Genomic DNA, 13,982 nt, shown 5'->3' on the forward strand with positions numbered 1-13,982 from the left:
TGGTTCAACACTAAAAGGTATCATAGAGGGATCAAAGCCATACCAGCATCACTTTATACCGGGTAGTTTCAAAGTTTACTTAACATAAACTGAAGCTTTATCCCGTGCTCATAGGTATGATCTTCGGATACGTTGCCTCGTATCTACTCGGCATACTCGGTGCCGCTGATCTCCGGGTAATAACCGAGGCACCGATGATCGCTCTACCTGAGTTCGAGTACTTTGGTTGGTCATTCGACCACCTCCTCATTGTTCCGTTCCTGATTGCCGCCACCTGCTCAGCACTGAAGAGCGTGGGTGATCTCACCACGTGCCAGAAGATCAACGACCTCGACTGGAAACGCCCGGACATGAAGAATATCGGCGGCGGCATTCTTGCTGACGGGCTGAGCGCGGTCGTCGGTGGTCTCGTGGGCACGATGGGGCAGTCAACTTCTTCGAGCAATATCGGGCTCTCCATCGGGACGGGCGCAACGAGCCGGCGAATCGCCTTTGCGGCTGGTGGGATTCTGGTCTCGCTCGCGTTCTTTCCCAAACTGGCCGCGAACTTCGTGATCATGCCCAAGCCGGTAATGGGCGCTACACTCATCTACGCCGTGAGCTTCATGATCGTTGCCGGGTTCCAGATCATCATGTCACGGATGCTGGACGTGCGGAAGACGTTCGTGGTAGGGATCCCCTTGATCTTCGGGCTCAGCGTGGACGTGCTACCCGGGTTGTATGATAACGTTCACCCCTGGATCCACCCTATCTTCAGCTCTTCCCTCTCCCTGGCCGCAATCTTGGCAATTACCCTAAATGTCATCCTGCGAATTGGCATTGCTCAACATCAGCGGCTCGTGCTGCGGTCCGGCGTGGACACCACAGATACCATCTTCGCTTTCATGGAGAAGCAGGGCGCGGCCTGGGGCGCCCGCAGAGAGGTGATCTACCACGCGATCGCGGCACTGACCGAGTTTTACGAATCGGTCTCTCTCTTGAAACTGGCGAGGGGTGACATTACCGTCGACGTCAGTTTCGATGAGTTCAATCTGGACATGGACATTCAGTACGAGGGGGCGCTCATGGAATTCCCCACGGAACGTCCAACCGAAGGCGAATTGATCCGAGATACCAGAACTACGGTAAAACTTGCGGGCTTCATGATCATGAATTACGTGGACCGGCTAAGATCTGAGCTGAAAAGGGATCTGTGTCGCGTACAATTCCATTTTGATCATTAAGTAAAGCCCACGCACAACGACCAGCTGAACTCTACAGCAGCTTCTGACAGAGCAGCGCCGACGAGATCCACGCGTACCGCTTTCCGTACTCGTCCACACTTCCGAACGCCAGCACGATCAGCGTGTACCAGAGCAGGCTGAACCAGTACTGCGAGATCTCCTCATCCAGGAGCGTAACGACGTTCGCGTATTCTCGCAGCCGTTGCACGCATCGAAAAGCCTTGCGCACGTTCGGATCTTCGATTGAGACCGAGTACGGGAGCTGCGGGATCTCGCTCAGGCTCTTCGTGTCCAGGAACCGCTGCTCGAGTTCGACGAGTGCGCGCAACTGCTCCTCGGACGTAATCGCAAAGCTCTCGAACTTCAGCACCGCTTCCAGCTTCGCAATGTCACGCAGAATGTGCGCATGCTCGGTCTCCGAGAAATCGATCAGCCACATGTTCGCCTCCTCGTCCATCAGCACGTTCTTCATGTTCAGGTCGCCGTGCACCGAGGCTTGGTAGACACTCACCGACTTCGAGCTGCGTGCCGGCATGATCTTCTCCGCGAAATAGAGCGGATTGACCGCCTGCCCAAGCCCGAACGGGAGTTCTATGAACTCCTGATTCGGCGTAATGCCAAAGTGCGAATCCGCATACGCCCGTATCGCCTCGTAATTGTAGAAGGAGCCGTATTCCTCATAGAGTGAAAGCTCTGTCAATTTCGGCTGCCCGTACCATGCCCGGAGCACCACGCGGAAGAGCTTATCGAACGCGGCGAGGGCCTCATCCGTGCTGTGCGCGCGATAGAAATCCTCGAGCGAGCCGATTTTGCTCTCCGTGCCTGTAATCCCGACGAAGTTGTAAAGTATCCCGCCGAACTCGCCCAGTTTGCAGTGTTCGATGATCTGCGTGGCGTTGTTCTGGATGTAGCGTTTCACGTGCTCCTCGTAGCCTCGGATCTCATCGTGGACATTAGCCCACCGGCCCAGCTTCAAGACAAACGGCATCTCCTTACGTCCGCTGCGGTCCCACGCATTCACGCGAAAGACGAGCGAGCCGCTGTAGCCGCCGGTGATCGGAGTCAGCAGCACTTCACTGCAGTCATGATGGAGCTTGCGCGTGATACGCTCATACGTCTCGTTCCAGCCCGGGCATGATGCACCGGCGATCGCGATTTGCGTCGGCTCCTCGAAGAGAACCTCAGCGATGTACGAGATGCCGATGACCGCACGCGAAACGCTCGTATTATCGAGCAGATGGCGCATATCGATGAACTCGCCCTCTGTCACGATGCGCTTGATCGCTTCGTCCAGATCTGGGGTTCGCTCCCACGGCATGTGCTTGAAGATCACGCCGTGGTTGTGGAGCAGCATCTGCTTGTTCCCGACATTCGCCGGGTGCAAGTAGAAGAGCGCATTGATCGCGTCCCGGTCGAGGGAGGAGAGATCGCTCTGCAGATCGAGCCCCATCCCGAGGCTCACCATCGTCTCGCCAGCATGCTTCGGCATGGTCGATATATCGAGCCACTGCGCGATGTTGTCTGGGTGCATGATCATTTCGCGGTTTGCGGGCGCGAACTTCTTAATGGGCGAGATCTTGACGCCCGAGCTGTAGACCGCATCAACGTCGGCCCAGAGCGCGAGGCTGAGCAGGCCCTTGAAGGCCGGTCGGTGCTTGCGCGCGAACTCGAAGATCGTAGCATAAATCTCCCCGATCGTCATGCCCGTCTCGCCCTCGCGCACCATCACGATGAGATCGTGGAACGGGCCGTCGAGCGCGACGTTGAAGCCGGTGAAAATCGTCACTTCGCCGGTATCGCGCTGGGCGATGAGGAAATCGGGCGTATCATGCCCGTCCGTGGGCAGCCAGACCATCGTGCCTCCGATCGTGATCATCTCGCCGAGATACGGTGCGCATGCAGACACGTTCTCGCCCAGTGCGCCGAGTCCGATCGAGTATTCGGTTTCCGAGAACCGACGCGTGCAGATATCCTCGTCACCTAACCGTGCATAGAGCACCTTCGAGATATCGCTCGTCACCTTCAGCACCGCTTCGTCGTGCGAGGTCTCAAGGACCGTGAAGCGCGCGCCGCTGCTCGTAAAGGTGGGCAAGCGGTCCCACTGAACCTTCACTTCTCGTCTGCTGAGGAGTGCGCGCGTGTGTTTCAGCGCCGCCTCCCGCGTCGGCCAGATGGCGAACAACTGGTCAAAGCCAGCCATCGCCAGCACCTTGAGCGGATACGATTGGAGGCTGCAGAGCTGGATGCCGCCGTTTCGCGGCTTCAACTGCTTCTCTGCCGCCAAAAGCGTGCGAATGCCGCCGCTGCTCAAGTAGGAGACGTTCGCCATGTCGATGACCACCGTGGAATCTTCAGGGGTAATAGCGCTCTTGAGTGCTTCATCCAGCTGCTCCGCGCCGAACGCGTCGAGCCGGCCGTCGAGCGATATCAGCGGGATGCTATCGATTCTTTCCACCTGTATCTCCATTTCGCGCCTCCCTTCCTGTCCTCTGTAGGATTTAAAGGGTGATCGCCTAAAAGTAATTTACCTTGATAATGCGTTGCCTCAGGTTATCGATGCGATGAAGGGGACGATAATTGTAACGGAGATAATGCCAGAGAGTTTGCAACGCCATTCCGAACTGAATAATTTAAGAACTAAGGTCAACTATCTCTGTTAAGGAAGGTGAAAGCACCATGAGTACGTATACTGAAGAATACCGGCAGAAGCTGACCACGCCTGATAAGGCTGTGGCGGGGATAGAGAACGGCAGCACGATCGTTCATGGCTTGACGACCGCTGAGCCGCCGGCACTGCTCGCCGCGATTGCCGAGCGTGCACGAGCAGATGAGCTGAAAGACCTCAAGATTTATTCGTTCAATCCGCAGAAGCATGTCGCCGAGACGGTCTTCGCACCCGATCTCTGCGATTGCATCCAGGCGTATTCCTGGTTCGTCAGCGGCTCTGACCGACCGAAGGTCAAGGTAGGGCTGAACTACTACGTGCCCATCTACTTACATCAGATACCGCGTCTCATCCACGATTACATGGAGATCGATGTGACAATCACCACCGTCTCGCCGATGGATAAGGCGGGCTACTTCAGCTTCGGTACCGCGAACGACTTCACCTCCACCGCGGCCCGGCACTGCAAACGGCTCATCGTGGAGGTGAACGAGCAGATGCCGCGCGTCTTCGGCGATTCGCTCATCCATATCTCCGAGGTGGACGCGATCGTGGAGAACCACGTGCCCCTGCTGGAGCTGCGGCCGCCCGAATCGAAGCCTGAGGATCAGGCAATTGGCGAAGCCATCGCCGAGCTGGTCCCCGATGGCGCAACGATCCAACTGGGCATCGGTGGCATCCCCAACGCCGTGGCCAAGTATCTCGAGGGGCATGAGGATCTCGGAATCCATACGGAGCTTCTGGTGCCCGGCATGGTCGAGCTAATCGAGAAAGGCGTGGTAACCGGTCGAAAGAAGACCCTTCATCCGCTTAAAACGGTCTTTACCGTTGCGCAGGGCACGAGTAAGATGTACGAGTTCATGAACGACAACCCGAGCATGGAGAGCTATCCTGCCTCCTACGTGCTCGACCCCTCGGTCATCGGGCAGAACGACAATATGATCTCGATCAATTCGATCCTCGAGGTTGACCTCCTCGGGCAGTGCAATGCGGAATTCCTCGCAGGCGCGCAGTTCAGCGGCACGGGCGGGCAGCTCGACTTTGTAAGAGGCGCGTTCAAATCGCACGGTGGGAAGTCTATCCTGGCCTTCTATTCCACCGCGAAGAACGGCACGGTATCACGGATTGTGCCGCGATTCAAACCTGGCACGATGGTGACCACGCCGCGGATGGATACCCACTATCTCGTCACCGAGTACGGGGTGGTCGACCTCAAGAACAAGTCGACGCGCGAGCGCGCGCTGGAGATCATTAACATCGCGCATCCCCAGTTCCGGGAGGGACTTCTGCGGGAAGCGGAGGACATGTACCTCATTTGAATTTTTTCCTAACTCCTGAGTGCAGCTACACATTAGTTTCCAACACGCTCGAATTTTCGCTCTTTATCACGTCGCCGCTGCCAGGACTAATTTAGTTTTTGCTGCACCTGAAGAATCGCGTAGCGTTGCAGACCGTATTAGTAGCTATTTATCGGAGATCAAGGCGGAAAATCTGAGATCAAAATCCACGACGAAAGAGTTTGAGTCCCGTATTACCGATATTGAGGCTGCGGAGAAAGAGATAGAGCGGCACAGGAAAACGGTGCAACAACCGTCCGATTAGAAGTTGCTGTGATTGATTTAGAAATCATCATCCAGAGTCTTTCGAAGATACTCTCCTTTTGGTGAGATATGGACCATTACCTCGATTACGTTAGGCACGTTTTGGGTGATTTGCTGACGTATCTTCTCGGCGATCTCGTGACCTTTTTCAATGGTGAAACGCGGGTCGGTTTCCGCATAGAGCTCCACGTATAACGCGCCACCCATGGTGCGGATGCGGAGGTTATGGATGAAGGTCACTTCAGGAACCCGTTCCGCCATCTCTTCGACCAGAGCAACGATTTCCAGCGAGGGTGAGAAATCGATCAGCTCTTTTAGAGCATCCGCTCCGATCTCCCAGGCTGCGTGAAGGATGAGTCCGGCGATGAGCACGGTCGTAATGGCATCGACGAAAACGAGCTGCGGGTAGATCACATGAATGATGACACTGAGGAGCACCGCTACCGAACTGACGGCATCGCTTCGATGATGCCAGGCATTGGCAATCAGCACCTGGTTGCTCAATTTAATCCCCAATCGTCGGGTTACCTGGAAGAGGAATTCCTTGGTTGTTACTGAGAGAGCCGCAACCATAGCAACGACAAACTGGAGCCCTTCAACGGTGGTTTGCTCGGGTGCGTGAAAGGCACTCACGATGAGTTCTCCACCGGCAAACACCAGCAAAAGCGAGACAAACAAAGCGCCCACCGTTTCGACGCGACGATAACCGTAATGCATGCGTTCGTCTGCTCCTCGTGCGCCGATTCGTACGGTTATCAGGGTGATAACGTCCGACACTAAGTCAGAGAGGGAGTGAATCCCATCGGCCACCAGCGCTCGGGTACCGGAATAAAGCCCAACGACTATTTTTAAAACGCCGAGAACCACATTGGCAACGATACTTGCTAGCGTGATCTCGGTTGCCTTTTCCAATCGTTCCTGAGCTTGTTGTCCTGCAGACATCTTACTTAACCTATTTTGTTCTCGACCGTCACTTACGTACGATCGTGACGTTTCACAAGCATTGTCAACACGTTCTTTCCGTCTCGGTACTCATAGGCGAGTTCATCCACCAGCGTCTTCATGAAGTGGATTCCCAGTCCTCCTATAGCGCGCTCTTCCCAATTTGCAGTCAGGTCTGGCGGTTGGGCAGTCGTCGGATCGAACGGTGTTCCCACATCAGAGATAACCACAACGATGTCTTCGCCCTTTTTGCAACAGACGAGTTCAATCATCCCCACCGTCTCGGCATCGGCGTACCCATAGTTGATGATGTTCGCGCACGCTTCGTCGACCGCGAGTTGCACTTGGAAGCTCTTCCGGTCATCGAGCCCGAAGGCGCGCATCGCATCCGTAATGAACTCGCCGATCCGTGCTAACTGCTCTGCCTTTGCCTCCACCGTGAGTTCGAATCGCTCGGTCATGCCTCCGCCTCCGCCGCACCCACCTTCAGGACCATCAGCGTGATATCGTCGTACTGGGGCGTATCGCCGCAAAAAGCTAAGACGGTTTCCTTTATCCGCTCTACCAGCTCTTGGGCGGAAAGACCGTGGCTCTCTCTAATAAGTCTGACGAGTCGCTCCTCACCAAATTGCTGCTCGTGCGCATCCACCGCCTCCGTCACGCCATCGGTGTAAAAGACCACCGCATCGCCGCTGGCCAGCTCGAGCGTCCGCTCTTCAAGCTCGATCTCATCCATCGCGCCGAGCGCAATGCCCCTTGCGCGAAGCATGATGAGATCGCCGCTCTTCTCCTCGAACAGTACCGGCGGGTTATGACCCGCGTTCACGTAGGTCAGCGTCCGTTTCTTCAAATCGAGGATCGCGTAGAAGAGCGTAACGAACATTCCGGACTTCGAATCTGCCGTAATCATGCTGTTCGCATCCCTGATCACCTCCGCCACACTCGGATTGTTGCGCGCGTTCGCCCGTACGAGCGTGCGAGAGAGGGCCATGAAGAGCGCTGCGGGCACGCCCTTCCCAGAAACGTCCGCGATCGTCAGACCCATTTTATCCTTCGAGATGGGTATGAAATCGTAGAAATCGCCACCCACCTCTTTCGCCGGTAGGTTCAGCGCCGCGAGCTCGAAGCCGCGTAAGAGCGGTATCGCATCGGGCAAGAAGCTCTGCTGGATCTCGTGCGCGATCTTCAACTCCTGTCGCTTCCGCTCCAGCTCCGCCTGATATCGGTCGCGTTCCTCGGCCGTCTCGCGCTCTCGAATTAGGTTGGCGATGATGGTCGCGGCGAAGAACATGCCCAACGCGTTCGAGGAGATCATGGGCAGGCTCACTTCTTCCACCACCTGCAACGCTTCGGCAAAGGGTCGTGCGAGGAGCAGGGTTATGCCCATGTGGAAGGACTCCATGAGCGCCGCGAAGAGCACCGCGCCCGGAATGCCGATGAACTTTCGCTTATTGAGGAGGTAAAGTGCACCACCAAAGAGCCCGGCGAGCACCGTGGCGAGTGAGCAGGGGAGACAGGTGAACCCCCCCAGGAAGTATCGGTGCAGTCCACCGATCAATCCGGCGCCCAAGCCGATCATCGGCCCGCCAATCAAGCCGCCAACCATCGGGCCGAGGTCGCGGACATTCGCACGTGCGCCAAAGATCTCGAACCCCGCGTACGTGCCAAAGATAGAGAGCGCGCCCAGGATGAGAATCATAAATGCCTGGTTCTTGAGTGTGAACTTCCGCTCCAGTATCTCCTCGAAATAGCTCGTGCGCGTGAGGAGATAGGTGACCACGATGATCACGCACATCTTCTCCACGAGTAGTAGCAGGAGCTCGAAGATCGTGGACGCCATTTAAACCTCCCCTCCCCGGAATGCTTCGGCCGTCTCGTGGTCGGAGAACCTCGAGACCACAGTGGAGACGAGTACGGAAATCGCGTGATTCTGAAGCGTGAAATAGCCCGTTACGAGTGCGTGGAAATAGCGGGTGTAGGTGACAAGATACACCATGCCCACAAACATACACGCCTGTGCGATCAACTGGAGCACAAGTTCAAGAGCAGCAGACACCATCTTATCGCTTTAAAATTAACATTCAAATATAAAAGCATCGATCTACCCCTTCAGCAACCCCACGCAGGTCCACTTTGCTCAAATAGACCCATCTCGCGGTTCGCCATCCTCACAATACGTCCAATCGTGCACGGAGTTCATCCACGCCTTGTATCCAGCGATTCGATCGGGGGAGAGATAATGACGTCACTTGCGGTGGGAACCGCCTGCCCGCTCGCCTCCGGTGGTATCACTGAAAGCGCGCTTGGACGCTCTATCTTGCCATAGATGCTTGTAACAGTCGTTATTTCCACCTGCGGTCACACTCCCGTACCCGCGCTGCACCTCTTCACTGCATCGTCCTCTTCGTCGCAGATATCAAAGAGCTGGGTGAAGCCCGCGATATCGAAGACCTCTTTTACATAAGGCTTCAAACACGCTAGCTTGAGATCGCCTTCAAGCTTTCTCAACCGCTTCAGCGACGCGAGCATCACCCGCAGTCCCGAGCTGCTGATATACTCCACACCCTTAAAATTCACGACGATTCGCACGCAACCTCCATCGATCAGCGTGTTTATACTTCGCTCCACTTCGTTTGAGGAATAGGCATCTAACCGACCGTTCAGGGATATTATTTCCACACCACCTATGCTTTTCGTTTCTATTTCCATACTTTACCTCCTTCGTATCAACTCGTGAAAGTGACTGCTTATCCTATGTTTAACTATTTTTAAATATTTATGGTTCTTCTCCAACTTCAAGATGGCGTGGGGGGGGATAAAAACTCAGTGACTTGTATCTGTCTTGAGCAAAAGATGCCTAGTGCTTTTCACTGTGTATCGATGCGGTGTGCCTGCGTGCGTTCACGTTCCGTCTTAGCTGTTCGCTCTCTCTGCCTGCGCTTCAGAGAGCGTACCACGTGCAACGTCACTGAGGAAGGAATAGCGAGGGGCGTATTTCACTGTATGAGGAAATCGCATCATCGCACTCGTCAGCCTGCTCGGCAATCGCTGCTGTTGCAATAGTACGGAAGAGGCACTGAGTTTCTTCCCCCTTTCTTTTTTACAGGGAACCACCTTGAGTCTGTGGACATCAACGGCAAGCGGCACGAAGGGTGGATACCGGCGATTAGGCTGTTCTGAACCCGATGACCTCAACGGAAACAGAAATTATTTATCGTATATGGTAAAGTCATGCGGGGAGAGGGATTCGAACCCTCGTATCCCTGCGGAACAGGATCTTAAGTCCTGCGCCTTTGTCCAGCTCGGCTATCCCCGCTCCACTCACGCATCCGATAAAAGATGGATTTAGATACCTATTAATATAATTCAAAAGTTATATCCATCCAGTGAGTGGGTAGGAGAGGAAAGATGATTGGTAGAAGTGAGATAAAAGAGGTTCTTGACGGCTATGAACTTGATAAAGCGACTATAGGTGTCCTTGGATCACATTCCGCACTGGATATATGTCGAGGCGCGAAAGACTTCGGCTTCCGAACGCTGGTGGTGTGCCAGAAGGGCAGGGAGAAGACGTATGACCAGTATTATCGTTCGGACGGGTCATTCGGTGTCGTGGATCAGACCATTATCCTCGATAAGTTCCCGGACATAACCAATGAGCGCGTGCAGAACCAGATGCGTGAAAATAACGTCATTTTCATCCCGCACCGATCGTTCGAGGTCTACGTGGGCTTTGACCGGATCGAAGATGAATTTTTACTGCCGCTGTTCGGGTCGCGAAGTATGCTCCGGGCAGAGGAACGAGACGCGCCGAGGAACCAGTATTATCTGATGAAAAAGGGCGGGATCCCTTACCCCCGCACGTACAAGAGCCCGGAGGAGATAGACCGCCTAGTTCTGGTAAAAGCGCCGGAGGCACAGCGCACGTACGAGCGTGCGTTCTTCTTCGCATCCTCGCCCGACGAATTTTATACGAATTCCGAGCAGATGATCCGGGCGGGAAAAATAACGGAGGCCGGCCTGAAGAAAGCAGTAATCGAGGAATTCGTGATGGGTGCGCAGTCCAACTTCAACTATTTCTATTCGCTCTTAGACCAGCGGCTGGAGCTTTTGGGGACGGACACCAGGAGACAGACCAATCTGGACGGTATTCTACGCCTTCCCGCACCGCAGCAGTTAGAAGCCCTGAAGTACATGGGCGTCAAGGCCATTGAAGCCGGGCACATCGCCTGCACGGTGAAGGAATCGCTTTTAGAGCAGATATTCGAACTCGGCGAGAAATTCGTACAGGTGGCCCGGGACGAGTACCCGCCGGGGATCGTTGGCCCCTTTGCGTTACAAGCCTCGTTCACGCCCGGACCGCCGAAAGAGACCGCTGTCGTCTTCGATATCTCCATGCGCGTCCAGGGCTCTCCCGGAACCATGTTCACGCCGTATTCCGGCTACTACTATGGCGAGTCGCTCTCGGTGGGTAAGCGCGTGGCAATGGAACTCCGGAAAGCCATTCAACAGAACCGGCTGGACGAGACGGTTACCTGAGCTGAATGAATAAACAAATAAATGATAGACCAGCACGCGATCTGGGAGATTCTGGCAGGCTACGACCGTGAGAAGATAACGGTAGCCACGATAGGGAGTCATACCGCACTCCAGATACTGAAAGGCGCGCGGGACGAGGGCTTCAAGAACCTGGTAATCTGTAAGAAAGGTGCTGAATCTGTTTACCGCCAGTTTGGACTTGCTGATGAACTACTCACGGTCGATAATTTCAAGCACGTGCTGAATAAGGAGTTTCAGGACGAGTTAATAGCAAGAAATGCCGTGCTTATTCCACATGGGTCTTTTGTGGAGTACCTTTCTCCCGTCAGGATAGAGAACGAGCTCTTCGTGCCTATGTTCGGTAACCGAAGGGTGCTGGATTGGGAATCAGACCGCGATAAGGAGCGGGAATGGCTGGAGCGTGCAGGCCTGAAACTGCCTCGGGAGTTCAAAGACCCTGCGGAGATCGATCGGTTAGTAATGGTGAAGTTCCCGGGCGCTAAGGGTGGTAAGGATTACATTCTTGCCAGTAATCTGGCGGAATTTGCGGAGAAGCACAAGAAGCTGGAACTGAAGGATAAGGATCGGTTCACTATCCAGGAGTTCGTAATAGGAACAAGGTTCTACCCACACTATTTCTATTCGCCGTTAAATGACCGGCTGGAGCTCCTCAGTATGGACATCCGGTACGAATCCAACATTGACGGAATCGCCAGGATGACTTATATCCTCAAGGAGAGCCAACCGGAGCCGTCATTTGTCGTTACGGGCAACCTTCCGGTTGTCGTACGGGAGTCGCTCCTGCCCCGGATACTGGAGATGGGTCAGCACGTGATCCAGACCTCACAGGAGCTGTTCAGTCCTGGCCTGACCGGGCCGTTCTGCATCGAAACGATCTGCAAAGAGGACCTGGAGTTTATCGCGTTCGAGATCTCGGCACGAATCGTCGCGGGCACCAATCTGTACATCAACGGCTCGCCGTATTCGCACCTGCTCTACGAGGAGCCGATGAGCACCGGCAGGCGGATATCACGAGAGATAAGAGACGCACTCAGGGAGGATTCGCTTGAGAAGGTTATATACTGAAGGTTTATAAACGGTGAGGTAGGAATATCATATCTGTCAGTGAGTGGCGTTTTACAAATTAACCGAAGAGGAACCTGTGTTAGCACGTTCAGATAAACCCGAGGTAAAATGGCGAAAGGCGTAACCCTGGAGGACTTTTTGGATAGTGAGCCGGGCGAGGGTGAGGGCGTTGAAGAGGATTATGAGAAGACAGAGCGCCCGTTTGTCTTTATCAACGCGGCAATGAGCGCAGACGGTAAAATCGCCACGGTCGATCGAACGCAAACGCGAATAAGCGGCAGTAAAGATTTTGACCGGGTGTATTCGTTAAGGGCTGAGAGCGATGCGATCATGGTTGGTATCGGCACCGTTCTGGCGGATAACCCGTCGTTGACGGTGAAATCGAAGAAACAGCGCGATAAACGGAAGCGCATGGGCAAAGATGAGAATCCGTTGCGAATCGTGGTGGACAGCAAGGCGCGAACGCCAGTTGATGCTGATATCCTGAATGTGGGCGAAGGCAAACGGATCATTGCGGTTTCGCAGCAGGCGATTGTGGAGGATGTCGGTAAATTAGGCGAGAAAGCGGACGTCCTGGTCTGCGGCACGGCTGAAGTGGATTTGAAGAAACTGCTTCATGATCTATGGCTCCGTGGCGTACGCAGCGTGATGGTCGAGGGCGGTGCAAAGCTCAACTGGTCGTTGCTCTCCCAAAAGCTCGTTGACGAAGTTTATACCTACGTCGGGAATATGATACTGGGCGGTGAGACCGCGCCGACACTCGTGGACGGTGCAGGGTTTGGCGAGCGAGCTGCGCCAGTGAAGCTGAAGCTCTTGCGTGTGGAGAAGCTGGATGAGGGCGTGTTACTGAAATGGTGTGTGCTTCATGACAAAGAAGCGGAGGAGCCGAAAGTGGAGGAGGAGGAAGAAGAAATAAACATAGAAGAATTATTAGGAGCAGAATCGGAAAATGAAACTACCTGAAGGGATAACGGATATAAAGGAGCTTGCATACATCACGAGCCGGAAATTGGAGAACGAGCAGGGTGATAAGACCGGTATGGTCGTTGTGTGGCGCAAAAAGGGCGAGGAAGAGTTCGGTTACAAGCTCACGTGCCCGTACTGCGCGACCGAGCAGGAGTCACGAGTGGAGTTCAAACGGCGACCGTACCGGGTGCGATGCAATAACTGCGGCAAGAGCATTACGATCGAGAAGCTGACGAAGAAATAACTGTTCCTGCTGAGAATACCAAATGAAGCTCCATCATTTATTTGAGTCCGAGCTGCTTTCTGATTAGTTCTTTTGTCTGCACCATAGTCCGGTGCGGAATTTCATCTTCTATCATCAAGTGGTATGCGTCACGGATATTCTCTTCTAACTCTGCCAGAGATTCGCCCTGACTGAATACGCCGGGGACTTCTTTCAGTCGTCCGACATACCAGCCCTCATCGATCCAATATTCCAAGGTAAAATGCCGCAACATGCTCTGCTTCACCCCTTTATTCTTTCTTTTTTGGGTACTTATACTATTAAACGGAATGAATGTTAAAGCTACTGTGTGACCGAGATTGGTTTAAAAGCGTGAGAGTTCTTGCGTACGTATATCACGAGCAGGAATCGCGCGTAGTCTTCAAAAAGAGGCCGTACCGGGTGCGGTGCAGTAACTGCAACAAGAGTATAGTGATCGAGAAGCTGACGAAGAAATAGCTTTTTTGGAGTATCAAAGAGACTTCAGCAATTCTTCTGCTATCTTTACATCCTCTGCTCTTCCTTGCTCCTCAAACAGTCTCCTAGCAGTCTCTAATTCTTTCCGAGCTTCTTCCACTCTTTTCGTTTGTGAATAGAGGATGCCAAGGTTACCGTGCGCCTCGGCATAATCGGGATTGATCCGAATCGCCTCTTTGTATTCCGTTTCCGCCTCCTCGTTTCGCTCCAATTCCTTTAACAAA

General features: G+C 54.1%; 14 protein-coding genes, 1 tRNA gene and 1 pseudogene. 6 read left to right on the plus strand and 10 right to left on the minus strand.

The window, feature by feature from the left end:
- Window positions 1-89 precede the first annotated feature (89 nt).
- Window positions 90-1,223 (plus strand): annotated as a pseudogene (locus JW878_07015) (xanthine permease).
- A 31-nt stretch (window positions 1,224-1,254) separates the two neighbouring features.
- Here the strand turns inward: JW878_07015 and JW878_07020 are convergent.
- On the minus strand, window positions 1,255-3,690 hold the full coding sequence (locus tag JW878_07020; protein MBN1762808.1) for an anti-sigma factor antagonist: 2,436 nt from the start codon (window positions 3,688-3,690) through the stop codon (window positions 1,255-1,257).
- 209 nt (window positions 3,691-3,899) lie between these two features.
- Here JW878_07020 and JW878_07025 point away from each other — a divergent pair, with 209 nt between their 5' ends.
- Window positions 3,900-5,207, plus strand: a complete 1,308-nt coding sequence (locus tag JW878_07025) for an acetyl-CoA hydrolase/transferase family protein (GenBank protein ID MBN1762809.1) — start codon at window positions 3,900-3,902, stop codon at window positions 5,205-5,207.
- 300 nt (window positions 5,208-5,507) lie between these two features.
- On the opposite strand, the gene JW878_07030 is transcribed toward JW878_07025, so the two are convergent.
- The 7 genes from JW878_07030 to JW878_07060 all read right to left on the minus strand — a co-directional run bounded on the left by JW878_07030 (window position 5,508) and on the right by JW878_07060 (window position 9,747).
- The gene (locus JW878_07030) at window positions 5,508-6,431 is read right to left on the minus strand and encodes a cation transporter (protein MBN1762810.1); all 924 of its coding nucleotides are present in this window, start codon (window positions 6,429-6,431) and stop codon (window positions 5,508-5,510) included.
- Between the two features lie 32 nt (window positions 6,432-6,463).
- Window positions 6,464-6,892 carry an ATP-binding protein gene (locus JW878_07035; GenBank protein MBN1762811.1) on the minus strand — a complete coding sequence of 143 codons (429 nt, stop codon included), beginning with the start codon at window positions 6,890-6,892 and terminating at the stop codon, window positions 6,464-6,466.
- Window positions 6,889-8,271 carry a SpoIIE family protein phosphatase gene (locus tag JW878_07040; GenBank protein ID MBN1762812.1) on the minus strand — a complete coding sequence of 461 codons (1,383 nt, stop codon included), beginning with the start codon at window positions 8,269-8,271 and terminating at the stop codon, window positions 6,889-6,891. The genes JW878_07035 and JW878_07040 overlap by 4 nt, the downstream gene beginning before the upstream one ends.
- Window positions 8,272-8,490 carry a hypothetical protein gene (locus tag JW878_07045; protein MBN1762813.1) on the minus strand — a complete coding sequence of 73 codons (219 nt, stop codon included), beginning with the start codon at window positions 8,488-8,490 and terminating at the stop codon, window positions 8,272-8,274.
- 137 nt (window positions 8,491-8,627) lie between these two features.
- Window positions 8,628-8,783 carry a hypothetical protein gene (locus tag JW878_07050; GenBank protein ID MBN1762814.1) on the minus strand — a complete coding sequence of 52 codons (156 nt, stop codon included), beginning with the start codon at window positions 8,781-8,783 and terminating at the stop codon, window positions 8,628-8,630.
- Between the two features lie 6 nt (window positions 8,784-8,789).
- Entirely contained in the window at window positions 8,790-9,140 is a 351-nt protein-coding gene (locus tag JW878_07055; protein ID MBN1762815.1) for an STAS domain-containing protein, read from the minus strand.
- Between the two features lie 523 nt (window positions 9,141-9,663).
- A tRNA-Leu gene (locus tag JW878_07060) sits at window positions 9,664-9,747 on the minus strand.
- Window positions 9,748-9,839: 92 nt separating this feature from the next.
- On the opposite strand from JW878_07060, the gene JW878_07065 reads away from it, so the two are divergent.
- From JW878_07065 to JW878_07080, 4 genes are all read left to right on the plus strand, one after another.
- A complete protein-coding gene (locus tag JW878_07065) occupies window positions 9,840-10,967 on the plus strand; it encodes a formate--phosphoribosylaminoimidazolecarboxamide ligase family protein (protein MBN1762816.1) in 1,128 nt (375 codons plus the stop codon).
- Between the two features lie 21 nt (window positions 10,968-10,988).
- Window positions 10,989-12,053, plus strand: a complete 1,065-nt coding sequence (locus JW878_07070; GenBank protein ID MBN1762817.1) for a formate--phosphoribosylaminoimidazolecarboxamide ligase — start codon at window positions 10,989-10,991, stop codon at window positions 12,051-12,053.
- Between the two features lie 108 nt (window positions 12,054-12,161).
- The gene (locus JW878_07075) at window positions 12,162-13,016 is read left to right on the plus strand and encodes a 2,5-diamino-6-(ribosylamino)-4(3H)-pyrimidinone 5'-phosphate reductase (GenBank protein MBN1762818.1); all 855 of its coding nucleotides are present in this window, start codon (window positions 12,162-12,164) and stop codon (window positions 13,014-13,016) included.
- Window positions 13,003-13,263 carry a hypothetical protein gene (locus tag JW878_07080; GenBank protein ID MBN1762819.1) on the plus strand — a complete coding sequence of 87 codons (261 nt, stop codon included), beginning with the start codon at window positions 13,003-13,005 and terminating at the stop codon, window positions 13,261-13,263. Before JW878_07075 ends, JW878_07080 begins: the two co-directional genes overlap by 14 nt.
- Before the next feature lie 37 nt (window positions 13,264-13,300).
- Here the strand turns inward: JW878_07080 and JW878_07085 are convergent, their stop codons facing one another.
- Complete coding sequence (locus JW878_07085) at window positions 13,301-13,516, minus strand: type II toxin-antitoxin system HicB family antitoxin (protein ID MBN1762820.1); 216 nt, start codon at window positions 13,514-13,516, stop codon at window positions 13,301-13,303.
- A 237-nt stretch (window positions 13,517-13,753) separates the two neighbouring features.
- Window positions 13,754-13,982: tetratricopeptide repeat protein (locus JW878_07090; GenBank protein MBN1762821.1), on the minus strand; the 229-nt coding region annotated here is incomplete at its 5' end.

It is taken from the genome of Methanomicrobia archaeon (assembly GCA_016930255.1).
Classification (GTDB): Archaea; Halobacteriota; Syntropharchaeia; order Alkanophagales; family Methanospirareceae; genus JACGMN01.

Coding starts and splice junctions, on each gene's coding strand:
- JW878_07020 (MBN1762808.1), bottom strand. CDS start 3,690: ATGGAGATACAGGTGGAAAGAATCGATAGCATCCCGCTGATATCGCTC.
- JW878_07025 (MBN1762809.1), top strand. CDS start 3,900: ATGAGTACGTATACTGAAGAATACCGGCAGAAGCTGACCACGCCTGAT.
- JW878_07030 (MBN1762810.1), bottom strand. CDS start 6,431: ATGTCTGCAGGACAACAAGCTCAGGAACGATTGGAAAAGGCAACCGAG.
- JW878_07035 (MBN1762811.1), bottom strand. CDS start 6,892: ATGACCGAGCGATTCGAACTCACGGTGGAGGCAAAGGCAGAGCAGTTA.
- JW878_07040 (MBN1762812.1), bottom strand. CDS start 8,271: ATGGCGTCCACGATCTTCGAGCTCCTGCTACTACTCGTGGAGAAGATG.
- JW878_07045 (MBN1762813.1), bottom strand. CDS start 8,490: ATGGTGTCTGCTGCTCTTGAACTTGTGCTCCAGTTGATCGCACAGGCG.
- JW878_07055 (MBN1762815.1), bottom strand. CDS start 9,140: ATGGAAATAGAAACGAAAAGCATAGGTGGTGTGGAAATAATATCCCTG.
- JW878_07065 (MBN1762816.1), top strand. CDS start 9,840: ATGATTGGTAGAAGTGAGATAAAAGAGGTTCTTGACGGCTATGAACTT.
- JW878_07070 (MBN1762817.1), top strand. CDS start 10,989: ATGATAGACCAGCACGCGATCTGGGAGATTCTGGCAGGCTACGACCGT.
- JW878_07075 (MBN1762818.1), top strand. CDS start 12,162: ATGGCGAAAGGCGTAACCCTGGAGGACTTTTTGGATAGTGAGCCGGGC.
- JW878_07080 (MBN1762819.1), top strand. CDS start 13,003: ATGAAACTACCTGAAGGGATAACGGATATAAAGGAGCTTGCATACATC.
- JW878_07085 (MBN1762820.1), bottom strand. CDS start 13,516: ATGTTGCGGCATTTTACCTTGGAATATTGGATCGATGAGGGCTGGTAT.